The following is a 23,168-nucleotide window of genomic DNA, read 5'->3' on the forward strand; positions in this document are numbered from 1 at the left end:
TCAGCCCGCGTGCGCCTTCGCCCAGTCATTCTGGATCGATGCCAGGAAGTCGTCCACCGAGAGCTGCCCGGCGATGAGCTCCTGGGTGCCCGCCTTCAGCGTGTCATTCATCGTGGCCGTGGCGTTGTTGTTGAACGCGACCAGTCCGTCTGCCTCGGCGACCTTCGCCCAGGAGGCGACGATGTCGCCCTGGAGGGTCCCCTCCTCGGCGACGGCGACGGTCGGGTCGTTCGGCATGAACCCCTGAGCGAACTGCTGCTCGCTCGCCTCTGAGGATCGCAGGAAGTCGAGGAACGCGGCCGCTTCATTCGGGTGCTCGCTCTGCGCCGAGATGGCGTAGGCGACCGACGTGCCGATTCCGGTGACGTTCGCGCCGGGGAAGGGCAGGAAGCCCGCACTTTCACCCAGCCCGTCGCCGATCTTGCCCGCATCCCAGATGCCGTCGACGAGGAACAGCCCCTTACCCGCGATGAAGTTGTCCACCGCACCCTGCAGATCCGTGCCGTTGGCTGTCGTGGCATCGCCGAGGTACCCGGCCTTCTGCCAAGCGGCGAGCGTCTCGGCGGCGGTGCGGTTGGCCGCCGTGTCGAAGGTCTCCCCCTCGTGACCGAAGGCCCAGGCGTTGGCGTCGTCGGCGCCTGCTTCACCCTGCCCGAGGAGTTGGACGATGAAGGCCGCATGTCCCTCGGCATTGCCGAGCTGGACGGGCAGCGCACCGGCGCTGCTCGCCTTCTCCAGAGAGGCCTCGAGCTCCGCCAGCGACGTCGGCGCCGTGATGCCGAGCTGTGCGGCGAGAGCCTTGTTGTAGTAGACGCCGACGAGCGAGAAGCCCGCCGGCGCTGCGACGAGAGCGCCGCCATCGCCGAGGGTTGATCCGTCGTCGGCCACGCGCCACTGGTTGAGCTGGTTGGCGGGGAAGAAGTCGTCCCAACCGTAAAGGCCGGCGTAGTCGTCGAGGGGCAGCACGAGCTTGTTCTTGACGGTGTTGGCGACGGCGTTGAGCAGCACGATGTCCGGGGACTGATCGCCGGACAGGTTCAGGTTGACGCTCTGGTTGTAGTCGTCGTAGTTCGTCTGCGAGTACTCGATGGCGATGTTCGGGTGTTCGGCTTCGAAAGCCGCGATCGTCGCCTCGGTGGCTCCGCCGGACTCGGGTGTGGACATCAGGGTGAGGGTGATCTCGTCGGTAGTCAGCTCGGTGCTGGCCTCGATGTCGGCTGCGCTGTCGTTGGTCGTCGCGCCGGGAGCGCAGGCAGTGAGAGCGATGCCGAGAAGCGTGCTCGCCGCGAGGGGCGCGAGCACGAGTCGGGTGCGTCGTTGCATGTGATTGTCGCTTTCCAGGTGAGGGGAGTCTTTATTTTGCAACTCTCCGTGGTAATTCCCCAAGATAGGTCACCACCTGCAGGCTGTCAAGCCGCATGACGCGCGGATGTGATAGTCAGGAGACGTGACATCCCCCGCGCTCGGAACCGACCTCGCAGCAATGCGGCGCCTCAACGACCAGGCCGTGCTGACCACGCTCTGGGACACGACCGAACCGATGACGGCCACCCACCTGGCCGCATCGACAGGACTCTCCCGCACCACCGTCGAGGCCGTGCTCTCCGGGATGCTCGAGAACGAGCTGATCCGCGCCGAGCAGCTGCGACCGACACGCGCCGGCCGTCCGGCACGCGGATATCGGCTCGCCGCTGATCGCGGCATCGTCATCGGGATCGACATCGGCCCCCACGGCATCGCCGGCATCGCCGGCGATCTGCGCGGCACGGTCTGCGCTCCCCACCGCCGCATCGAACAGGACCTCTCCGGCGGCGAAGACGCGGTGACTGCGATCCTCGGGGTCGTGGACGCACTGCTCGCTGAAGCGGGAAAGTCGGCCGACGATCTCGCCGCACTCACCGTCGGCATCCCGGGCATCGTCGACGCCAACGGCCACCCAGTGAAGACGACCGTCGTTCCGGATTGGCTCGTGATCGACATCGATGCGCACCTCCGGCGGGCCTACCCGCAGACGACGATCTTCTTCGACAACGACACCAAGCTCGCCGCGCTCGCCGAGATCGAGAACGGCACGATCGGCTCCGACGAGACCGCCGTGGTTCTGCGTATCGGCAATCGGATCTCGGCCGCGTCCGTCGTGGACGGGCGAGTCGCACGTGGCGCGCACGGCGCGGCCGGCGAGATCGGCGCTCTCGGTCGCGTGGCGTGGCCGCAGGCTCAGGAACGACTTTCCGCCCGAGCCGAGGGAGGCATCGAGACCCTGTTCACCGGCGGCAACGATGACGCCGTGGCCGAGTTCGCCGCCGGGATCGCCGACGGCCTCGGCGCGCTCGTGCTCGCGATAGACCCCCATGCGGTCGTGGTCAGCAGCAGTATCCCCGAAGGGTCCGGTCGGATCGCCGACGCCCTGCGGGTCGAGCTCTCGGAGCGCGCCCTGTTCATCCCCGAGCTCCGCGCGTCGACGCTCGGGGCAGCGGCGCCGTGCCTCGGAGCTCTCGCAGTGAGCAGTGCCTCCGGTCGCGAGCAGCTCTTCGCACACACGTCTTGACAATTACGTAAGAGTCCGGGTTAATTGTCCTCGTCGGACCGGCGCACCCCCGCGACCCTCCGATCTATCGATCAAAGTCGATCCTTGAGGAGCAAGATGATCCGCCGAACATTCCCCCGCAGACTCGTGGCGGCTGCCGTCGCCGCGACCGCCCTGACCGCCCTCGTGCTCGCCGCCCCGCCGGCATGGGCCGCCGATACGCCCCCGAATCCGGTCGACAAGCCGGGCTACACCCTGGACTTCAGCGAAGAGTTCAGCGGGACGACGCTGGACACCGACAAGTGGCTGCCCAATTACCTCCCGCACTGGGTACCGGCCTCCGACATCGCCGACACAGCGGCGCGGTACACGATCTCGAACGGCACCATCAAACTCCGCGTCGATCAGGATCAGCCGCCGTGGAACCCCGACCAGGACGGCACCGTCGTGTCTTCGGCGATTCAGACGTACAACCAGAACAACTGGCATCCGTTCAACGGCAGTGCCGTGAACCGGAACAACCTTCCCACCTTCAACGGCTACTCGACCAAGTACGGGTACTTCGAGGTCAGGGCAAAGAAGTCGAACGCGGGCGGCGGCGGCCATCAGGCCGTGTGGCTCGTCGGCACCAACACGACGGGCGGCCAGGCCGAGATCGACTTCATCGAGACGTTCTTCAGCACCCCGACCAATTGGCGCATCGCGGCCTACGGTTGGGGCGACCCGAACTTCCTGAGCTCATGGCACCTGTCCAACGTCCCGGTCTCCGGCTCGCCCACGACCGAGTTCCACATCTACTCGATGGACTGGACGCCCACCGAACTGAAGTTCTACTACGACGGCCAGCTGGTGAAGACGATCAACGACGCCCCGAACACGGCCATGGGCATCGTCATGAACATCTACACCGGCGCCGGCTCCGGCCAGCCGAACGACGTCTGGCCGAAGCAGTGGGAAGTCGACTACCTGCGCGTCTACAAGGACAACGCCGGGTACACCGAGGCAGTGTCTCCCACCTGGAAACTCATCAACAACCGGCACAGGGCAGGAGCCGTCAACGTCGAGCCGAACGACGGCCTCGTCCGGTTCGGTGAAGTGCCCAGCACCTACTGGAGCGCACAGTGGGTACCGGAGACGACGGCATCAGGTGCGATCAAGTACCGCAACCGATGGACGAACCAGTACCTCTACGTGAACGGCACGACCGTGCGTCACGGCACCGCCGCAACGGCGGGAACGGCGGCCGAGTGGTCGGCACCGTCTGCGGGCAGCGGCTACGTCCGCATCCAGAATGCGTCCGGCGCCCTGCACGTCGAGAACGGCAACGGCAAAGTCGAGTTCGGCAGCGTGCCCAGCACGTGGTGGTCCTCCCACTGGCAGCTGAACGCCGCACCCGCCAACTGACGATCCGCGAACCGGGAGGAGGGCTGACGGCCCTCCTCCCGTGAGGAGCACATCATGAAGAGCATCCGTTCGAGCAGACTCGTCTCGATCGCCATCGCCCTCGCGGTCGCCTCGGTCAGCGCCGCAGGACTGTCGGGGTGCACCGATACGCCGCCGGCAGCATCCCCCCAGGCCGACACGAGTCCCACCCCGCGATTCGACCCCGACGCCACGCTGTGGACCATCGCATCGACGGGGGAGCAGCTGGACCTCGAGGATGCCGACGTGCAGGCGTTGCAGAAGGTCGTCGCGCTCCACTCCGGAGCATCCGACAATCGGTCGCCGGATACCGCCACCGCGTCGGTCGCGGCAGAGACGTCGTACTTCACCCCCGCGTTCGCCGAGAGGCTCTCCGCCCAGGGATACAACGACGCCGTCGTCACGCTGTACGTCGACAACGATCTGACGATCGAGCAGACAGGGGTCGCGTGGATGCCATCGAGCATCGATGCCGACCGCGAACACGCGACGGTCGGATTCGAGTCCCTCTTCCAGATCGTCGACGCATCGGAGGGCTATCTTCATGAGCTCGACGTCGCCTCCGGCACCCAGCTCGCCCAGCCGCGCGAGTACTCGCTGACGAAGGTCGACGGGCAATGGCTCATCGACGACATCGCGAAGGGGCCTCTTCGAAAGACGACGGGCGCGCCCTAGCGATCCCGGGGGATGCAGCATGCACGGCTAGCGTTATAGGCATGCGCATCCCTGCCACGATCCGCGCTGCGAAGCGGGCCCCGCTGCTGCAGGTCGTGAAGTCCGCCGCGGCGACGATCGCCGCGTGGTTGCTGGCGGGCTGGGCGTTTCCCGGGCAGCTTCCGGTCTTCGCCGCGATCGCGGCGCTGCTGGTCGTGCAGCCGAGCGTGAACCAGTCGCTGTCGAAGGCACTCGAGCGCAGCATCGGTGTCATCGTGGGCGTCGTCATCGCCGTCGCCCTCGGTCTGCTCCTCGGATCCCCGAGCTGGATCGTGCTCCTGGCGATCGTCGTCGCGATGCTCGTCGCGTGGGTGCTCAGAGCGACTCCTGGAACCGGCAACCAGGTGGCGATCTCGGCGATGCTCGTCCTCGCCCTGGGGTCATCCAGTCCGGAGTACGCCATCGCGCGCATCGCGGAGACGCTCATCGGCGTCGTCATCGGCATCGTCGTCAATGCGCTCATCGTCCCGCCCGTACTCATCGCGCCCGCCCGGCGCGACCTCGGGCTTCTCGGCGCCGAGCTCGCCGCAAGCCTCGACCGCCTCGCCGATGCCCTGCCGGAACCGCAGGCGCCGGCGGCTCTGCAGGAGCTGATGCTGGAGGTGCGTCTTCTGCGGCCGATGAAGGATGCCGCCGAAGCATCCATCGCCGCCGGCGAGGAGTCCCTGACGCTGAACCCGCGCCGCTCCACGCACCGCGCCGACCTGCAGGAGATGCGCGCTCTTCTGGAGAAGATGTCACCGATCGTCACCCAGGTGATCGGGATGACGCGCGCCTACTTCGATCACTACGACGATGCGCTCGGCGAGGAGCCGGCCGTCGCGGCGATCGCGGAACAGCTGCGGCGCGCGGGGCACGATGTGCGCCTCGCCGTGCAGATCGCCGAGGTGTCGCCCGACCCCGAGACTCTGACCTCGTCGATCCCCGCGCTGACCGCGCCGCTCGTCATCCGCCCACCATCATCGGCGCACTGGATTCTCGTCGGCTCGCTGATGGAGGATCTCCGGCGCATCCGCGGGCAGCTCGTCGGGGAGGACTGAACTCGAGTTCAGAGAGCGCGAACGGCTGGATCTCAGCCCGAAATGGAGCCGTTTGCGCTCTGCGAACGCCGGCGACCTGTCGTCAGAGGAGCGGATCGGCGTCGTTGCGCTTGTCGTCGTACATCGCCTGATCGGCGCGGATCAGGGCGGTGTCGACGGTGTCACCGGGGTTCATCTGCGCGACTCCCCACGACCACGGATGCGTCGCGAACTCGCGGAGCCGATGCATCAGCAACCTGGCCTCTTCGGCGTCCGTCTCCGGCAGCAGCATCGCGAACTCGTCACCGCCGAGTCGGCCCACGATGTCGGACGAGCGCGAGAGCGACATCCACTGCGCGGAGAGCGATTTGAGCACGAAATCCCCTGCCGCATGCCCGGCCCCGTCGTTGACCGACTTGAACTTGTCGAGATCGAGGACGGCGATGCTGACCGGGCGATCATGACGGGCGGCACGCCGGAACTCCATCCCGGATTTCGCCACGAAGCCGCGACGATTGAGCGCGCCGGTGAGCTCGTCGGTGTGCGATTCGAGCCGGATGCGGTGGCGGACGAAAAGCCCCGCTTCCAGGCAGAGCCAGGTGAACAGGGCCGCACCGAAGAGATTCACCGGCCCCAGCAGGGCATTGGTCCCTTCGACGGCTGTCGTGTACGGCCCGTAGACGATCGCGCCACCGACGAATGCAAGGATCGCGAGTTCGCCGAGCCGCGCGATACGGGCGCCGTAGAACCACGAGAAGTACATCGCCATGAGCGGAAGCTCCTGCAGCGCGGCGATGGCGTTCTGCCGTTCGTCGGAGAACCCGAGGTAATAGGCCGAGACGACCGCGTGCGCGACGACGAGGGCGATTCCGGTCCAACGCGCGAGTTCCACCCCGAAGAAGGCGACCATCACGACGAGAGCAAGACAGATGCCGAGAATACCGATCGAGAGCACCTGCTCGAACAGGGTGAGATCTTTCTCGAACAACTCGAAAGCGCCCAGGGCGGCGAACAAGAGGGCGATGGCGGCTGTCACCACGGAATAGGTCGACGTGCGCTCGCGCACATGCCGCAACCATCCCGTCCGCAGCCAGCGGAGATCCTCCGCGTCAGCAGCGCGGATGTCCTGGACGACCATGTTCCTACTCCCCCCGGCGCGTTCTGACACCGTCCCGACATCCAGGCTAGACGCTCCTCCGGTGAAGACGCTGTCCGGAGCTACACTGAACCGTGCCAAACCACGCCAGCCTCGACGCCGAGGGTGCCACGACGCGCATGACGATCGTTTTCCAGCCGATCGTCGACCTCCATCTCTGGCGCGTCGTCGGTTTCGAAGCACTCGCCCGCTTCGCAGACGGCGCTCCGCCGCCCGCCCACCTCGCCAGGGCAGAGGCCGCCGGTTCCCGGGAGGACCTGGAGCTCGACCTGATCCGCAACGCCGTGAGCGCTGCGGTCGCCTTGCCCTCTGACGCGTTCGTCACCCTCAACGCCTCCGGCTCCACCATCCTTCGGCCAGAGATGGCCGAGATCCTCGAACCCTGTGCGCGCCCCTGGGGACTCGAGATCTATGAGGGGGCGACCACCGCGAGCCTCACCGCCGTGCGGGAGCGGGTCACCGGTCTCGGCGGACAACTCCTCGTCGATGACGCCGGTGCAGCCAGCGCCGACGAGGCGAGGATCACGACGCTGCGCCCCGACGTCGTCAAGATCGATCGCGCCCTGTTCTGGCAGGTCGCCGACGACGACACAGCGCGGGGCGTGCTCGAAGGCCTGCTCGCCGCGGCGCGCGAAAGCGGCGCGAAGATCCTCGTCGAAGGCGTCTCCGACGATGACGAGGTCGAACGGGCGCGCGCTCTCGGCTCGGATCTCGCGCAGGGCTTCCATCTCGGGGTCCCCACCCCGGCCGAAGACGTCGCCGAGATGCTCGCCGAGCTACACCGGCGCGTCGGGGTGGATGCTCCGGGTCTCTGACCGTCGGCTCGCGCCGCGGTGGCGACGCAGCCGCACCTTCGGGAAGATCTTGATGCTGCCGAGCACCACGTAGATCACCGTGTTGATCGCGACGAACGTCGCCAGTACGCCGAACCAGTCGGAATACAGAACCGACTCCGGCAGCAGGAATCCGGCGGGTGCGATCATGCGACGACCGCCTTCTCGGCTCCGTGGTCGACGTGCTTCCAGGTGGCGCTTCGCCCGAAGGCGATCTCGAACACGCCCCGGAGGAAGGCGAGGTTCAGGAAGCAGTCGTACACGAGCTCGGGGAACACGAGCATCGCGATGATCCTCGCCCGCCACCCTCCGCGCCAGACCGTGACGGTGCGCTCGATCGAGAAGAGCACTCCGATGCCGATCCAGAACGGGAACCACACCCATGTGTCCATCGCGACGATCATCAGGATGATCAGCGCGAAGTACGTGAACAGCGCGAGCACGCCGTAGCCGATGCCGATCTGCTGCGCCCAGTAGCGGAGGGTCTGCGGTGTCACTCCGTAGGCTCCGAGGTTCTCGAGGGCGCCGCGCTGCCAGCGCAGACGCTGCGCCCACAGCATCCGCCAACTGGGCATTAGCTCGGTCACCACCGAGCAGGCGGTCGGTGAGATGGTGAGGCCGCCGAGCGACTTGATCGCGATCGTGAGCTCGTTGTCCTCGGTGAGGGCGAAGGTGTCGTAGACCTCGCCGTGAGTGCCGGGCAACTCTGTGCCTCGGGCGTCCGCGACGGCGCGCAGCGCTGCCGAGCGGAACACGGATGCCGTGCCGGTGAGCACGAAGACGCGACCATCCCGGCGGCGGATCTCGCGCTGGTAGCGGGTGTACTCGTTGCGCTGGAACTGACCGAGGAGGCCGTGGCCTTCCTCCCCTTCGAAGAGGCCCCCGACAGCCATCAGGGCACGATCGTCGCTGAAGCGGCGCATCGCCTCGGCGAGGAAGTCATCGCCGATCTGGCTGTCGGCATCCATCACCATCACGGTGTCGTTGTCACCCAGATCCGGCAGCAGATCCTGCAGCGCCTGATTGAGGGCGCCGCCCTTCTTGTGCGTGTTCCCGACGGTCTCGAAGACCTCGGCACCGTGCTCTCTGGCGACGGCGACGGTGCGATCCGTGCAGTTGTCGGCGACCACGACGACTCGGGCAGGGGGCGACGTCTGCTGCTGCAGCGACCGGAGCGTGAGCGGCAGCGAGGCCTCTTCGTTGTGCGCGGGGATCAGCACCGTCACCGTCACATCGCCGGCGAACACCCCGCGGGTGCGTTCCATCACCGCGCGCGGCGCGAGCGGGAGCCCGGTCACCTCGGTGTCGGCACGGCGATAGCGGCCGGCGACCACCCGTTCGCTGATCACGACGAAGAGCACGAGCAGCAGGGCGATACCGACAGCAGTGGCCAGCACGCCGAGGTGAGGCAGCTCGGTGCTGTAGAGGATCTTCCACGCACCGGCGAGGGTCAGCTGCGCCGGCTCCCAGAGGACGGGCGGATCGGTCACCGCGATCCCCCACCACAGCAGCCCGGCGGCGAGCAGCACGATCACGATCACCGCCAGACCGACGGTTCGTTGGAAGAACCTGTTCACGACGTCACCCCTCACTGTGAGCGCGAGCGCTCACCCTCCCCCCGCCACGATGTCATGGACGGACGCCGCCTGCCAGTCGACGGATGCTGTTACCGCGATCATTCGTCGTTGACTCTCCGGCGCCGCCGCGCACACAATGAGGATCATGACTTCCCCGGCGTCGACGACGACCATGACCGACGACCCCAAGCTGCTCGACTACAACGCCTGGCTCTTCCAGTCTCAGGCGACAGACGAGCAGCGCGCCGGCCAGGCAGAGCGCCAGGCGGCGATCCTGGCCGCGGCCGAGGGCACGATCGCCTCGGAATGTTTCATCTCGGAGCTGGCCATGGTGCAACCCACCCGGTTCCGCCTCGGCGACCGCAGCTATATCGCAGCCCACGCCTATGTCACCGGCAGCATCGCCATCGGCGCGGACTGCACCGTCAACGCCTTCACCGTGGTGCGCGGAACCGTGACGCTCGGTGACGGCGTGCGGATCGGCGCCCACACCTCGATCCTGGGCTTCAATCATTCGATGGCCCCTGACCGGCCAGTGCACAAGCAGCCGGGAACCGAGATCGGCATCACGATCGGAGACGACGTCTGGATCGGCTCCAATGCGGTCATCGTCGACGGTGTGACGATCGGGAGTCACGCCGTGATCGGTGCCGGATCCGTGGTGACCAAGGACGTCGCGGATTGGGCCGTCGTCGCGGGCAACCCGGCGCGGTTCATCCGGGATCGTCGCCAGACGAAGCCCGCCCGGGGCGCAGCGCGCGCGGAGACGGCTGCTCTCCTGGCCGAGTTCTCGGCCCGGGCGCGAGATCAGCGCGAGCAGGTGCTCGACCACTATTGGCAACCCGAGGCGCTGGCTCCCGACGGAACCCCGACCGGTCGCTTCTTCGACCCGCAGACGGGTCAGCCGACTCTTCGGGCGCATGCGGATGCTGTCGAGATCTCCTTCCTGCTGAGCGATGAACCTCCCGCTCAGCTCAGCGCGCACGACCACGTCGAGCGCCTCCGGCAGAACCAGGATCCGCTGACCGGGCTCATCCCGCTGCTCGCGAGCGACGGTCTGCATGGCCCCGCTCCGACCGGATGGGAGCTGGGCGAAACGCACTATCACGTGCTCAGCCAGGGCTACGCGCTCGATCTGCTCGGCGCCCGATTCGAGCATCCGATCCGCGCGATCGAGACGATGAGCACGACCGACCTGATCGATTCCTTGAACGCCCTGCCGTGGCGCGATCACGGGTGGAGCGCCGGAGCCACGGTCGATGCCCTGGGCACCGCGATGCTGCGCAACTTCCTCGCCGAAGGCGAGCGCTCGACCCGGTCCACGGCCCACTTCGATGCGCTGATCGGTTGGCTGGTCACACACGCGCACCGCGAAACGGGCATGTGGTCGCGCCCCCGGCAATCCGACGGGATGCTGCAGCCGGTCAATGGTTATTACCGGGCCACCCGGGGCACGTTCGCACAGTTCGGCATCCCGGTGCCACATCCCGACCGGGCCATCGATGCGGTCCTCGAGCACGCCGGAGACCGCCGTCACTTCGGTCCCGGCCGGACCACTGCCTGCAACGTGCTCGACGTGGCGCATCCGCTCTGGCTGACCAGCCGCCAGTCGGGGTATCGCCGCACCGAGATCGAGGCCTGGGCCCTGGGCCAGATCGGCATGGTCATCGACCAGTGGCGCAACGGGCGGGGATTCTCGTTCGCCCATGCACCGACGAGCGGCCCGACTCGGGCATCGCACCGACCGGGACTACAGGGGACGGAGATGTGGCTGGCCACGCTCTGGTACCTCGCCGACCTGTGCGATCTGGCGGAATCCCTGGATTATCGCCCCCGCGGCGTGCACCGCCCGGAGCCGGCCATCGACCTCTACACCTGAGGCGTTCCCGGCCGACCATCACCTTCGGCCCGGCCGACCATCCGCTTCAAAGAGCGCAAAGGGCTGCATCTGCGGCCCAGATCGAGCCCTTTGCGCTCTGCGAACCGGCCTACCCTGGTCCCATGGCCGAAATGACCCTGCCGAAGGCCCTCGCCGAACTCGCCGCCCTCGAAGACCCGAAGATGCGCGCCGCGAACGAGAAGCGCGGCGACGATCATGGCATCAACCTCAGCAGGATGCGTGCGCTCGCGAAGCGCGTCAAGATCGATCAGCCGCTTGCCTACGAGTTGTGGGCGACCGGTGAGACCCCGGCCCGACTGCTGGCCCTCCTGATCTGCAAGCCCCGCGAATTCACCGCCGACGAACTCGACGCGATGCTCCGCGAGACGGCGGCCCCGAAGGTGAACGACTGGTTCGTGAACTACGTCGCGAAGAAGACGCCGCTCGCCGAGGAGCTGCGACGGCGCTGGTTCGAGGACGCCGACCCGACTGTCGCCGCTGCCGCATGGTCGCTCACCACCGACCGCGTCGTCAAGAAACCCGAAGGGCTCGACCTCGAGCGTCTGCTCGACCTCATCGAACGCGATCTGAAGGACGCGCCTGCCCGCCTGCAGTGGTCGATGAACGAGTCCCTTGCCCAGATCGGCATCCACCATCCGGAGCACCGCGCCCGGGCGCTCGAGATCGGTGAGCGCCTGCAGGTACTGGCCGACTACCCCACTCCGCCCGGATGCACATCTCCGTTCGCCCCGCTCTGGATCAACGAGATGGTGCGCCGCCAGGAGCGCTGAGTTCCGGCATCCGCGCGGGTCTTGGCCCGGAGACCCACCGTGCTTCGGCCTTTCACGGCCCCGGTGCGCCGTCCCGCTGCGTCCCGTCGGCGTTCCACAGAGACCACAGGACGTCTTCGCACCTTCGGCGCCCGCGTGGTTGCGATAACAGTAAGCCACATTCACGATTGATTTCCCGGCTCCGTAGCCTTGTTTTCGCAAACATTTCCTGCAACGATCAGTGACGATCCGACTTCCGGATGCTGATTCGAAGGAGAGCCAGTGATGAATCCCCCGAACCGCCCGAGGCGGCGACTGACCGGAATCGGAGTGGGCTGCGCGCTCGTCGCCGCCGGCCTCTCGCCGTTCGCCGCGTCCCCGGCCTGGAGCGCGGAGGCCTCGGCCGATCTCGTGCTCCGCACGGGCACCCTGGAAGTACGTGCGTCCAGCGGCTTCCCCCAGGTGATCACCTACACCGACCGCGACAGCGGAGCCGTGATGAACGGCAACGACACCGCGCTCACCTCACTCGAGATCAACGGCACCGCACACGCGGTCGAGGTCACATCGGAGAAGACGAGCAAGAACAGTGCGCGGTACCAGATCACTCCCGGTGACCTGCCGGGTGTCCGGCTCACCGCCGAACTCAGCGTGAAGAAGAACGTCGTCACGCTCGCGATCACCGAGATCATCGATCCCGACGGCGTGGTCAAGAGCCTGCGCATCCCGGGGCACAACCTCGTCACCGTCTCGTCCGCCGAGCCGGGAGCCGCCGTCGCCGCGGCCAATCTCTCCGTCGACCGCAACGCCTCCGGCGACGTCTTCCTGCCGGTCACGGCCGAGACACCGCTCGATGCCGCACCGAAGTCGTCGAACACGATCATCGCGAACACCGGACAGCTGGCCGCCGCCTTCACCACGAACGCCCTGTACGACACCTCCTCCGGCCCTTCGCAGAAGGACTCGGGGAACTTCTGGCGCCAGGCCACGGCGGCCGACGGCCAGGTCGAGGTCGGAATCTCCAGCGGACAGTGGCTCTATCGCGCCGCAGAGTCCGAAGCGACGGAGGAGCTTCCCTGGGTCAAGGTCGCCATCACCCCCGACGCCAACTCCGACGATGTCGTGGACTGGCAGGACGGCGCCATCGCGCTGCGCGGCATCCGCACAGCTCCGAACAAGGGCGACCAGACGCCGGACAACGTCATCACGCACATCCCGTTCAACTTCGCCTCGCAGGCGACCCACCCGTTCCTGCGCACGCTCGACGACGTGAAGCGGATCTCGCTGGCGACCGACGGCCTCGGGCAGGTCGCGATGCTGAAGGGCTACACCAGCGAGGGCCACGACTCGGCCAACACCGACTACGGCGACAACTTCAACGAGCGCGCCGGTGGACTGGCCGAGCTCAACGAGGCCGTCGCGACCGGCAAGAAGTGGAACGCCTCCTTCGGCGTGCACATCAACGCCACCGAGATCTACCCGGAGGCGAACTCGTTCAGCGACGCGCTCGCAGACGAGGGCGCGAAGGGCTGGAACTGGCTGGATCAGTCGTACTACATGGACCAGCGTCACGACGTCGTCTCCGGCCAGCTCGATGAGCGCATCGGCGAACTCGCCGACGCGACCCACGACAACCTCGACTTCGTCTATGTCGACGTGTACTACCAGTTCGGATGGCTCGCACAGACCCTGCAGAACTCGCTCGTCGACCACGGCTTCCGCGTCGGGTCCGAGTGGGCCGACAAGCTCTCCGAGAACAACACCTGGTCCCACTGGGCCAATGACGAGAAGTACGGCGGATCGAGCAACAAGGGCGTCAACTCCCAGATCCTCCGATTCGTCAACAACACGCAGTCGGACGTCTGGAACCCGGACGCACGGCTCGGCACGAGCCACATCATCGAGTTCGAGGGCTGGACGGGCCAGAACGACTACAACGCGTTCACGAAGAACGTGTGGGAGGCGAACCTGCCGACCAAGTACCTCCAGCACCACGAGATCACCCGGTGGACGGACGAGGCGATCGAGTTCGAGGACGCCGTGCGCGTCACCGGGACCACCGCCGCCGATCGCTCGATCACCGACGGGGGCGCCGAGGTGCTTCGAGGCGACACGTACCTGCTGCCGTGGTCGTCGAAAGACAAGGACACCCGCGACAAGCTCTACCATTACAACCCGAGCGGCGGCAGCACCACCTGGCAGCTGACCTCGGAGTTCAGCGGCAACAGCTCGCTGCAGCTTTTCGCCCTGGGCGACAACGGCCGCACCAAGGTGGCCGATCTGCCGGTCACCGGCGGCGCTGTCACGATCGACGCGCAGCCCGGGCAGCCGTACGTGCTCGCGCCCGGAACGAAGACGGATGCCGCGAGCGCGCTTCCGCAGACCGCGAAGTTCGGGCAGCACACGCCGGTGCAGGACCCCGGCTTCAATGAGACCGACCTCGCCTCGTGGAACCCGCAGGGCGCGGCATCCGTCGAGCTCGATGGCCTCGGCCGACGTTCGGCCCTGCTCGGAGCCGGTGAGGCCGCGATCAGCCAGAAGCTGCGCGCACTCGATGCCGGTACCTACACCGTGAGCGCGTGGGTCGGCATCGACCCGGGTGCAACGCGCCCCACCACGCTCAGCGTGAAGGTGCCTGGGGGTGAGAACGGATCGGTGACCGTCGATGCTTCGACGATCACGAACACGGTGGCCGCCGACGAGTGGCACAGCACGAACCTGCAGCGCCTGAAGACCACGGTCACGATCCCGGAGGACGGCACGAAGCCGACGGTCACGATCGCGGCCGGCGCTGGCGACGCTTCGGTGCGCATCGACAACGTGCGCGTGATCAAGACCACGGGTTCCGAGCTCGGTGACGGTGTGGTCGTCTCCGAGGACTTCGAGAACGTGGATGCCGGTTGGGGTCCGTTCTTCAAGGGAGATGCCGGCGGTGTCACCGACCCGCGCACGCACATCTCCGAGCGGAACGAGCCGTACACGCAAGCCGGGTGGAACGATCGTCCCATCGACACGATCCTGAACGGCGACTGGTCGCTGATGGCGCACGAGGAGAACTCCGGGCTCGTCTACCGGACGTCCGACTACACCGTGCCCTTCGAGCAGGGCCACCGTTACCGGGTGAGCTTCGACTACCAGTCGACCCTCGCCGACGAATACGCCTGGGTGAACGGCTACGACTCGACGACCGGGCCGGTGGTGACGCAGACGACGCCGTTCGACACCGTGCGCGAGACGACTCGCTTCGAGCAGATCATCGACGCGAGCCCCTGTGGCGCGACGTTCGTCGGTCTGCAGCGGACGGGAGGCGGCGTCGCCGACCTGATCCTCGACGACTTCGTCGTGGAGGACTTGGGCCCGGCCGACTCCGTCCCCGCATGCGCCCAGTTGAGCGGCGACCTCGGACCGGACGTCGTGCAGCAGGGCGTTCCGCAGGAGTTCGTCACGACGTTCACCTCCGACGAGCCCGCTCCCATCTCGGATGTGGCGGTGACGCTGGAGCTGCCTGAGGGCTGGACGGCAGAGGCGAGGACCGCCGCTACCGCGGCCGAGCTCGCTCCGACCGAACGACTCGTCACGACCTGGAGCATCACCGCTCCGGCATCCGCTGACGGGGCGTATCCGGTGATCGCGAACGCGTCGTACCGCACGACGGTCGATCCGATCGGTGAGCGGAGCATCAGCGCGACCACCACCGTGCGCACCCTGCCCAAGCCGCCGCAGAGCGACGTGTTCGCGAGCGATCACGACTGGGTGCGGGCGACGAACGGGTGGGGTCCGGTCGAACCCGACCTCTCCAACGGAGAGCAGGGCGCCGGCGACGGCTCGCCGCTCACACTCAACGGGGTCGTCTACGAGAAGGGTCTCGGAGCACATGCGGCGAGCACCGTCCGGTACTACCTCGGCGGCTACTGCACGGCGTTCACCAGCTCCGTCGGCATCGATGACAAGCAGGCGACGCGCGGATCCGTGACCTTCTCGGTGATCGCCGACGGCCGCACCGTCGTCACCTCCCCGGTGATGAAGGCGACCAGCACGACCTTCGAGCTCAGCGCCGACATCACGGGCGCGCAGTTCGTCGACCTCGTGCTGGGCGATGCGGGCGATGGCGTCGGCAACGACCATGGCGACTGGGCCGATGCGAAGTTCCGCTGCTCGGACACCCCCGTCGACGGCGGAGATCCAGTCGCACCGAAGGGCACGGCGTTCGTCAGCGACCTCCCCTTCCTGAGCGAGACCAACGGGTGGGGGCCGATCGAACGGGACCTGTCGAACGGCGAGAACGCGGCCGGCGACGGCACGGCCCTCACCATCGGCGGAGTCGCTTTCGCCAAGGGGCTCGGCACGCACGCCGATTCCTCGGTGAAGGTCTACCTCGGCGGGGCATGCACGACCTTCACCGCCGTGCTCGGACTCGACGACTCGAAGGACGAGAAGGGAGAGGGCAACGTGATCTACAAGGTCTCGGGCGATGACGCTCTCCTGCATCAGTCGGCGGCCGTGCTGTGGAGCGATCCCGGCACGCCGATCGAGATCGACGTCACCGGCGTCGACGTGCTCGAGCTCGCCGTGGACCGCAACGGCGTGGACTTCAGGGACCACGCGAACTGGGCGGACGCGAAGGTGGTCTGCGCGCCGTAGTCGCGGAGCAGACGGAAGGGCGGATGCTTCGGCATCCGCCCTTCTTCGTGCCGTGAGCAACCAGCGCTCACGCGACGCGGGCGACCGTCCCGCATATGAGAACCGCCCCGAGGCTTCGACCTCGGGGCGGTTCGCTGTATCGCCTGCGCTCAGGAGCCGATGAACTCCTCGACCTCGCCGAAGCCCGGCTGCTCCCGGATCTCGACGACATCGCCGAGGCGATCCGTGTCGAGCACATGAATCTCATTCCGGCCCTCGCGCCACAGGGGCGCCGGGGCGTACAGCGTCTCCTGCGGGCCGATCTCCCAGTAGCGGCCGAGGAGGAAGCCGTTCAGCCACACCATCCCCTTCGCCCCGCCGGGGAACGCGAGCCAGGCGTCGGCGGGCTCGGCGATGTCGAACATCGCCGTTGCGACACCGGTGACCGACGCCGCTCCGGACGTCGACGGCGCATCCTGCGGGAGGATGCGGTGCGTCCAACCGTGCACGAAGCGGCGGCCGATCATCACGCCGTTCATGATGCCCTTGCCCTCGCCAGTGCGGGGTCCGTAGTTGATGCGGCCAAGGCTCTCGACGACGATGGTCAGCCGTCCGCTGCCACCCGCGGCCGGGAGGGCGAGCGAGGTCGAGCCATCGCGCTCGAGCACACCGAGTCGCTGCTCGTCGAGGAACACGATCGCACGGTCGTGCATCACGGGGACGCTGAGCGTCGCGTCGACGTCGAAGGTGCAGTCGGCCTGATACGCGACGAACCCGTCCTCCGCTCCGATCCGATCGAACGTGAGCGGTGCGGGCGCTTCGACGACGACGGATGCCGCGCCGACCGCATCCAGAAGCGAGGCCCGGGCGACCAGAGCGGCACGAGCCGCGGCCTGCCGACGGGGCGGCTCCGGGATCGCCGGGAGCGGCTCGGTGTGGAACGGCGCGAACGCCGCACGCAGCGCATGGAACTTCGCGTTCAGCGAGCCGTCCTCGCCGATGGGGGCGTCCGAGTCGTAGCTGGTGACGGTGGGCTGGAGGATGCCGTCGTGGTTCGCGCCGTTCCACAGACCGAAGTTCGTGCCGCCGTGAGCCATGTAGAGGCTCACGGAACCCCCGGCGTCCAGCAGCTCGTCCACGGTGCCAATCATGCTGTCGGCCGAACGAACGTGGTGACGCTCACCCCAGTGATCGAACCAGCCGCCCCAGAGTTCGCTGCACATGAGTGCGACATCGTCGGGCTTCAGCTCCTGGGCCTGGGCGACTCCGGTTCCGAACGTGAACGTGGGCATGGCACCTGCGACGCTGCCGTTGCGGACCATGTCCGCGGTGATCCCGTCTGCCGTGGTCAGCAGCTCGACAATGCCGCGCGCACGCAGTCCATCGCGCAGGTGCGTCAGGTAGGCGGCATCGCTCCCGAAGGATCCGTACTCGTTCTCGACCTGCACGGCGACGATCGGCCCCCCGTGAGCGGCCTGGAGCGGCACGAGCCGCGGCAGCAGCTCGTCGTACCAGGCGTCGACGCCGGCGAGGAAGATCGGATCGCTTGTCCGGACGGCCGGCGTCTGACCGCTGAGCCAGAACGGGATGCCGCCGTTCGACCATTCGGCGCAGATGTAGGGGCTCGGCCGGACGAAGACGTCGAGCCCGACCTCGCCGGCGATGCGGATGAACCGCTCGATATCGCGCCAGCCATCGAAGCGGACATCACCCTGGGTGCGCTCGTGGAAGTTCCAGGCGATGTAGGTGTCGACGGTGTTCGCCCCCATCGCGGCAAGCCGGCGCAGCCGGTCCTCCCACTGGTCGGGGTGCACACGGAAGTAGTGGATCGCTCCGGAGAGGATGCGATGCGGACGTCCGTCACGCAGCATCTCCCCGTCGCGCCACGTCAGCGTCGACGTGGTGCGGGCGGCCGCGTGTGCGGCCGGCATGAGGGTGTCGGTCATGAAGCTCCTGAGGCAGTGTTTGCGTTCACATTATCGCACCGCTGTCGCTCCAGCATCCCGTCTCTGCGCCGAATGATCGCTACCATGGGCCCATGTCTCCGCGCCGCGCCCCTGAGGATCGTGCCCCCAGCCAGGTGGATGTCGCCCGCCTGGCCGGAGTCTCGGCCCAGACCGTCTCCCGGGTGATGTCGGGACTGGACAACGTCCGTCCTGACACGGCCCGCCGCGTGCATTCCGCTGTCGAGCAGCTCGGCTACCGCGTGCACGCCGCAGCAGCCTCGCTCGCGTCCGGGCGCACCCGCATCCTCGGTGTGATCGTCGTCTCGACCGATCGGTATTCTTCGGCGGCCCTCGGCGTCGGCATCGAGCAGGCCGCGGCCGCGAACGGCTATACCGTCACCACAGCGGCCGTCGCCGATCACGCATCCGGCGATGCCTTCCTCGACGCCTTCGACCGCTTGGAACGCCAGGGCGCCGAAGGCATCGTGCTCGGCGTACCCGTCGAACTCGACAGCCCCTCGATGAGAACGCGAACACAGCGCACCCCGGCGACCCGCACCGATCGCGTCACCCTGGAGACCGGCGCGCCGCTGGCCGTGGACCAGAACGAGATCGCCCGGCTCGCCGTCGAGCACCTCCTCGATCTCGGACATCAGACGGTGTGGCACGTCTCCGGCGACGAGTACTGGGCCGAGACCGTACAGCGCCGCCAGGTCTGGGAGCAGGTGCTCACCGAGCGCGGCATCACGCCGCCGCCGGTCATCCCCGGCGATTGGACACCGGAATCCGGCTATCGCGCCGGCCGGACGATCGCCGCGATCCCCGGGGCGACCGCCGTGTTCGTCAGCAGCGACGAGATGGCTTTCGGCGTCATCCGGGCCCTGCACGAGGCCGGCCGGAACGTGCCGGAGGAGGTCTCCGTGGTCAGCGTCGACGACATCGCCCTCGCCGCCTACGCCTCCCCGGCGCTCACCACGGTGCGTCAGCCCTTCGAGGCGCTCGGCCGGGCCGCCGCGCTGCGTCTGATCGCCGAGATCGAGGGCACGGATCCGGTCGGCGACATCCCGCCGATCACCCCCACGCTCGTCGTGCGGTCATCGACGGCGCCGCCGCCCGCCTGAGCATCCGCCCGCCCCGCGGAACACGTGCATGCCCAAAACACAGATGCAGGTCGAAACCGTGCTTCTCGACCTGCATCCGAGATCTGAGCAGACAGGTGTACCGTCGCCGTCCTACGGGGATGTCGCCGACCGCGTGCGGTCGCGGCAGCGCCATCACGCCGGTGCAGCATCCGCCCTCACTACGCTGATCACATGAGCACCCACATCGCCGCAGAGCCCGGCCAGATCGCTCCCATCGTGCTGTTCCCCGGCGACCCGCTGCGGGCGAAGTGGATCGCGGAGACGTTCCTCGAGGACGCCGAGCTGTACTCGCAGACCCGCGGCATGCTCGGATTCACCGGAACGTGGGAGGGCCACCGCGTCTCGGTGCAGGGTTCCGGCATGGGGCAGCCGTCGATGGCGATCTACGTGAACGAGCTGTTCGACTCGTACGACGTGCAGACCGTGGTCCGCGTGGGCTCATGCGGCGCACTCACCGAGCGCCTGGCGGTGCGCGACATCATCATCGCCAACGGCGCCTGCACCGACTCCGGGATCAACCGGGTGCGCTTCCACGGATTGGACTACGCGCCGGTTGCCGACTTCGGCCTGCTGCGCGCTGCCGTCGAGGCGAGCGAGCAGATGACCCTCGACAGCGCGGTGCACGTCGGCCTGCTGCTCTCGAGCGATCAGTTCTACAGCACCCGCCCCGAGCTCAACGATCCGTTCGTGAAGCATGGGGTACTCGGAGTCGAGATGGAGACGAGTGGGCTGTACACACTGGCCGCGTACTACGGTCGGCGTGCACTCAGCATCTGCACCGTCTCCGATCACATCGTCACCGGCGAGGAGACGACGGCGCAGGAGCGCGAGCAGACGTTCGGCGACATGATCCGCATCGCGCTGCGTGCGGCGACCTCGGTCTGAGCGTCAGCCCGTCCATAACTCCGGAGAATCTGCCCCGTAAGGCCCCGAAACGGCTGTGTGATCGTCACCACAGGCGATTCTTCCTGAGTTATGGACACCAGCAGTAGGGGATGATCGAAGGACCATGACTTCCCCTTCGCGGCTCGATCCCGCCGCCGTTCCCGATGCCGCCGACCCGGATGCCGTCTACCTGGCCTTCGCGGAGTGGGTCGAGTCGACCGGCATCAGCATGTACCCGGCACAGGACGAGGCGGTCATCGAGATCGTGTCGGGGAACAACCTGATCCTCAGCACACCGACCGGCACCGGCAAGTCGCTCGTCGCGGTCGGCGCGCACTTCGCGGCCCTCGCGGCCGGACGCCGCAGCTACTACACCGCCCCCATCAAGGCCCTGGTGAGCGAAAAGTTCTTCGCCCTGGTCGACGTCTTCGGTGCAGAGAACGTCGGCATGGTGACGGGCGACTCGGCCGTCAATGCCGATGCGCCGATCATCTGCTGCACGGCAGAGATCCTCGCGAACCTCGCTCTGCGTCAGGGGCCGACGGCGAACGTCGGCCAGGTCGTCATGGACGAGTTCCACTTCTACGCCGACCCCGATCGCGGCTGGGCATGGCAGGTGCCGCTGCTGACGCTTCCGCAGGCGCAGTTCATCCTGATGTCGGCGACGCTCGGCGATGTGACCGTGCTGGCGGAGGATCTGACCCGGCGCACCGGCCGTGAGACAGCCACGGTCACCGGCGTGGAGCGTCCGGTGCCGCTGCACTTCTTCTATGAGATGACACCGATCCACGAGACGATCGACGACCTGCTGAACACCGGCCAGGCGCCGATCTACATCGTGCACTTCTCGCAGGCCGCGGCGATGGAGCGCGCCCAGTCCCTGTCCAGCACAAAGATCGCCACCCGGGAGCAACGCGACGTGATCGCTGAGTTGATCGGCGGATTCCGGTTCACCACGGCATTCGGCAAAACGCTGTCGCGGTTCCTGCGCGCCGGCATCGGCGTGCACCACGCCGGCATGCTGCCGAAGTACCGCCGCCTCGTCGAACAGCTCGCCCAGCGCGGCCTGCTGCGCGTGATCTGCGGCACCGACACCCTCGGCGTCGGCATCAACGTGCCGATCCGCACCGTGCTGCTCACCGCACTCACGAAGTTCGACGGCACCCGGATGCGCCAGCTCAACGCCCGCGAGTTCCACCAGATCGCCGGCCGCGCCGGACGCGCCGGGTACGACACCGCCGGCACCGTCGTCGCCGAGGCGCCCGATCATGAGACGGAGAACGCGGCTGCGATCCGCAAGGCGGGCGACGATCCGAAGAAGAAGCGCAAGCTCATCCGCAAGAAGGCACCGGACGGATTCGTGTCGTGGGGCGAGCCGTCGTTCCGCAAGCTGATCGACGCCACCCCCGAAACGCTCACCTCGCACATGCAGATCACGAGCAGCATGATGCTGAATGTGATCGGCCGCGGCGGCGACGTGTTCGCCAATATGCGCTCACTGGTATACGACAACCACGAGCCGCGTTCCCGCCAGCGCGAGCTCGCCATCCGTGCCATCGGCATCTACCGCACGCTCCGCGAATCGGGCATCGTCGAACGCACCGCCGACGGGGAGATCCGTCTCACCGTCGACCTGCAGCCGAACTTCGCCCTGAACCAGCCACTGTCGCCGTTCGCCCTGGCGGCGTTCGAGCTGCTCGACCCGGAGGCGCCCGGCTTCGCGCTGGACATGGTCTCGATCGTGGAGTCGACGCTCGATGACCCGCGTGCCGTGCTGAGCCAGCAGGAGTTCCTCGCTCGCGGCGAGGCCGTCGCCACGATGAAGCGCGAGGGCATCGAGTACGACGAGCGGATGGAACTGCTCGAGGAGATCAGCTATCCGAAGCCCCTCGACGAACTGCTCACCGCCGCCTTCGAGACGTTCAGCGCCGCGCAGCCGTGGATCCGCGACTTCGAACTGCATCCGAAGGCCGTGGTCCGCGACATGTACGAACGAGCCATGTCGTTCGGGGAATATGTCGCCTACTACAAGGTTGCCCGCTCCGAGGGTGTGGTGCTGCGCTACCTCTCCGATGCGTACCGTGCGGCATCGCAGACCATCCCGGAGGAACTGAAGACCGAGGATCTGCGCGATCTCATCGAGTGGCTCGGCGAACTGGTGCGCCAGGTCGACTCCAGCCTGCTCGACGAGTGGGAGGAGCTGATCGCCGGGCACATCCCGCCGCACGGCTCCGACGAACCGATCGTCCCGCCCGCGCCGAAGCGCCTCACCAGCAACACACGCGCCTTCCGCATCCTGGTGCGCAACGAGCTGTTCCGTCGCGTGCAGCTGGCCGCACGCGAAGACGTCGATGCGCTGGCCGAGTTGGACTCCGACTTCGGTGCGTCCGGATGGGATACCGCCCTCGACGCCTACTTCGCCGAGCACGACGAGATCCTCACCGGCGCGGATGCCCGCAGCTCCAAGCTGCTGCTGCTCGACGAGGGCACGACCGTGTGGACCGCGCATCAGATCATCGACGACCCGGCCGGCGATCATGACTGGCGCATCACCGCGACCGTCGACCTCGCGGCATCCGATGAGGCCGGCGAAGCCGTCGTCACCGTGACCGCGGTCGATCGGCTCTAGCTCGACGGGCGGGTGCGGCCGTCCGCCGCACCCGCCCTCCGGTTCCGAA

16 protein-coding genes are annotated in these 23,168 nt (G+C 67.5%); 11 read left to right on the plus strand and 5 right to left on the minus strand.

Translation table 11 applies throughout. From position 1 onward, the window contains the following. Entirely contained in the window at positions 1-1,323 is a 1,323-nt protein-coding gene (locus tag LTA6_RS04270) for an ABC transporter substrate-binding protein (protein WP_407358709.1), read from the minus strand. A gap of 124 nt (positions 1,324-1,447) precedes the next feature. Between LTA6_RS04270 and LTA6_RS04275 the strand changes: the two genes are divergently transcribed. The 4 genes from LTA6_RS04275 to LTA6_RS04290 all read left to right on the plus strand — a co-directional run bounded on the left by LTA6_RS04275 (position 1,448) and on the right by LTA6_RS04290 (position 5,703). Continuing rightward, positions 1,448-2,548, plus strand: coding sequence for an ROK family protein (locus tag LTA6_RS04275; protein ID WP_407358710.1), 1,101 nt, complete (start codon positions 1,448-1,450; stop codon positions 2,546-2,548). Positions 2,549-2,644: 96 nt separating this feature from the next. Next, the gene (locus LTA6_RS04280) at positions 2,645-3,931 is read left to right on the plus strand and encodes a family 16 glycosylhydrolase (RefSeq protein ID WP_407358711.1); all 1,287 of its coding nucleotides are present in this window, start codon (positions 2,645-2,647) and stop codon (positions 3,929-3,931) included. 54 nt (positions 3,932-3,985) lie between these two features. Next, a complete protein-coding gene (locus tag LTA6_RS04285) occupies positions 3,986-4,624 on the plus strand; it encodes a hypothetical protein (protein WP_407358712.1) in 639 nt (212 codons plus the stop codon). A 41-nt stretch (positions 4,625-4,665) separates the two neighbouring features. Continuing rightward, positions 4,666-5,703 (plus strand): FUSC family protein, encoded by a 1,038-nt coding sequence (locus LTA6_RS04290; protein WP_407358713.1) that lies wholly within the window; start codon positions 4,666-4,668, stop codon positions 5,701-5,703. Between the two features lie 82 nt (positions 5,704-5,785). On the opposite strand, the gene LTA6_RS04295 is transcribed toward LTA6_RS04290, so the two are convergent. Then, entirely contained in the window at positions 5,786-6,820 is a 1,035-nt protein-coding gene (locus LTA6_RS04295) for a GGDEF domain-containing protein (protein ID WP_341976308.1), read from the minus strand. Positions 6,821-6,912: 92 nt separating this feature from the next. Here LTA6_RS04295 and LTA6_RS04300 point away from each other — a divergent pair, with 92 nt between their 5' ends. Further along, entirely contained in the window at positions 6,913-7,653 is a 741-nt protein-coding gene (locus LTA6_RS04300) for an EAL domain-containing protein (RefSeq protein ID WP_341976309.1), read from the plus strand. Here LTA6_RS04300 and LTA6_RS04305 read toward each other — a convergent pair. Together LTA6_RS04305 and LTA6_RS04310 are read right to left on the minus strand one after the other, a co-directional pair. Then, a complete protein-coding gene (locus LTA6_RS04305) occupies positions 7,615-7,821 on the minus strand; it encodes a hypothetical protein (protein WP_341976310.1) in 207 nt (68 codons plus the stop codon). The two genes, LTA6_RS04300 and LTA6_RS04305, sit on opposite strands and share 39 nt — an antisense overlap. Further along, the gene (locus LTA6_RS04310) at positions 7,818-9,248 is read right to left on the minus strand and encodes a glycosyltransferase family 2 protein (protein ID WP_341976311.1); all 1,431 of its coding nucleotides are present in this window, start codon (positions 9,246-9,248) and stop codon (positions 7,818-7,820) included. Before LTA6_RS04310 ends, LTA6_RS04305 begins: the two co-directional genes overlap by 4 nt. Positions 9,249-9,393: 145 nt before the next feature. Between LTA6_RS04310 and LTA6_RS04315 the strand changes: the two genes are divergently transcribed. From LTA6_RS04315 to LTA6_RS04325, 3 genes are all read left to right on the plus strand, one after another. After that, on the plus strand, positions 9,394-11,127 hold the full coding sequence (locus LTA6_RS04315; protein ID WP_341976312.1) for an acyltransferase: 1,734 nt from the start codon (positions 9,394-9,396) through the stop codon (positions 11,125-11,127). Between the two features lie 122 nt (positions 11,128-11,249). Beyond that, positions 11,250-11,918, plus strand: coding sequence for a DNA alkylation repair protein (locus tag LTA6_RS04320; RefSeq protein ID WP_341976313.1), 669 nt, complete (start codon positions 11,250-11,252; stop codon positions 11,916-11,918). Positions 11,919-12,182: 264 nt separating this feature from the next. After that, positions 12,183-16,538 carry an endo-alpha-N-acetylgalactosaminidase family protein gene (locus LTA6_RS04325; protein ID WP_341976314.1) on the plus strand — a complete coding sequence of 1,452 codons (4,356 nt, stop codon included), beginning with the start codon at positions 12,183-12,185 and terminating at the stop codon, positions 16,536-16,538. Positions 16,539-16,687: 149 nt separating this feature from the next. Here LTA6_RS04325 and LTA6_RS04330 read toward each other — a convergent pair whose 3' ends face one another. After that, positions 16,688-18,463 (minus strand): beta-galactosidase family protein, encoded by a 1,776-nt coding sequence (locus tag LTA6_RS04330; protein WP_341976315.1) that lies wholly within the window; start codon positions 18,461-18,463, stop codon positions 16,688-16,690. Between the two features lie 92 nt (positions 18,464-18,555). On the opposite strand from LTA6_RS04330, the gene LTA6_RS04335 reads away from it, so the two are divergent. From LTA6_RS04335 to LTA6_RS04345, 3 genes are all read left to right on the plus strand, one after another. Beyond that, positions 18,556-19,584 carry a substrate-binding domain-containing protein gene (locus LTA6_RS04335; RefSeq protein WP_341976316.1) on the plus strand — a complete coding sequence of 343 codons (1,029 nt, stop codon included), beginning with the start codon at positions 18,556-18,558 and terminating at the stop codon, positions 19,582-19,584. 192 nt (positions 19,585-19,776) lie between these two features. Then, positions 19,777-20,490, plus strand: coding sequence for a purine-nucleoside phosphorylase (gene deoD / locus LTA6_RS04340; protein ID WP_341976317.1), 714 nt, complete (start codon positions 19,777-19,779; stop codon positions 20,488-20,490). A gap of 124 nt (positions 20,491-20,614) precedes the next feature. Then, positions 20,615-23,119, plus strand: coding sequence for a DEAD/DEAH box helicase (locus LTA6_RS04345; RefSeq protein WP_407358714.1), 2,505 nt, complete (start codon positions 20,615-20,617; stop codon positions 23,117-23,119). Positions 23,120-23,168 lie beyond the last annotated feature (49 nt).

Origin of the sequence: Microbacterium sp. LTA6, assembly GCF_045690355.1 — a bacterium.
Classification (GTDB): domain Bacteria; phylum Actinomycetota; class Actinomycetes; order Actinomycetales; family Microbacteriaceae; genus Microbacterium.

Coding starts and splice junctions, on each gene's coding strand:
- LTA6_RS04270 (WP_407358709.1), bottom strand. CDS start 1,323: ATGCAACGACGCACCCGACTCGTGCTCGCGCCCCTCGCGGCGAGCACG.
- LTA6_RS04280 (WP_407358711.1), top strand. CDS start 2,645: ATGATCCGCCGAACATTCCCCCGCAGACTCGTGGCGGCTGCCGTCGCC.
- LTA6_RS04285 (WP_407358712.1), top strand. CDS start 3,986: ATGAAGAGCATCCGTTCGAGCAGACTCGTCTCGATCGCCATCGCCCTC.
- LTA6_RS04290 (WP_407358713.1), top strand. CDS start 4,666: ATGCGCATCCCTGCCACGATCCGCGCTGCGAAGCGGGCCCCGCTGCTG.
- LTA6_RS04295 (WP_341976308.1), bottom strand. CDS start 6,820: ATGGTCGTCCAGGACATCCGCGCTGCTGACGCGGAGGATCTCCGCTGG.
- LTA6_RS04305 (WP_341976310.1), bottom strand. CDS start 7,821: ATGATCGCACCCGCCGGATTCCTGCTGCCGGAGTCGGTTCTGTATTCC.
- LTA6_RS04315 (WP_341976312.1), top strand. CDS start 9,394: ATGACTTCCCCGGCGTCGACGACGACCATGACCGACGACCCCAAGCTG.
- LTA6_RS04320 (WP_341976313.1), top strand. CDS start 11,250: ATGGCCGAAATGACCCTGCCGAAGGCCCTCGCCGAACTCGCCGCCCTC.
- LTA6_RS04325 (WP_341976314.1), top strand. CDS start 12,183: ATGAATCCCCCGAACCGCCCGAGGCGGCGACTGACCGGAATCGGAGTG.
- LTA6_RS04330 (WP_341976315.1), bottom strand. CDS start 18,463: ATGACCGACACCCTCATGCCGGCCGCACACGCGGCCGCCCGCACCACG.
- LTA6_RS04335 (WP_341976316.1), top strand. CDS start 18,556: ATGTCTCCGCGCCGCGCCCCTGAGGATCGTGCCCCCAGCCAGGTGGAT.
- deoD (WP_341976317.1), top strand. CDS start 19,777: ATGAGCACCCACATCGCCGCAGAGCCCGGCCAGATCGCTCCCATCGTG.
- LTA6_RS04345 (WP_407358714.1), top strand. CDS start 20,615: ATGACTTCCCCTTCGCGGCTCGATCCCGCCGCCGTTCCCGATGCCGCC.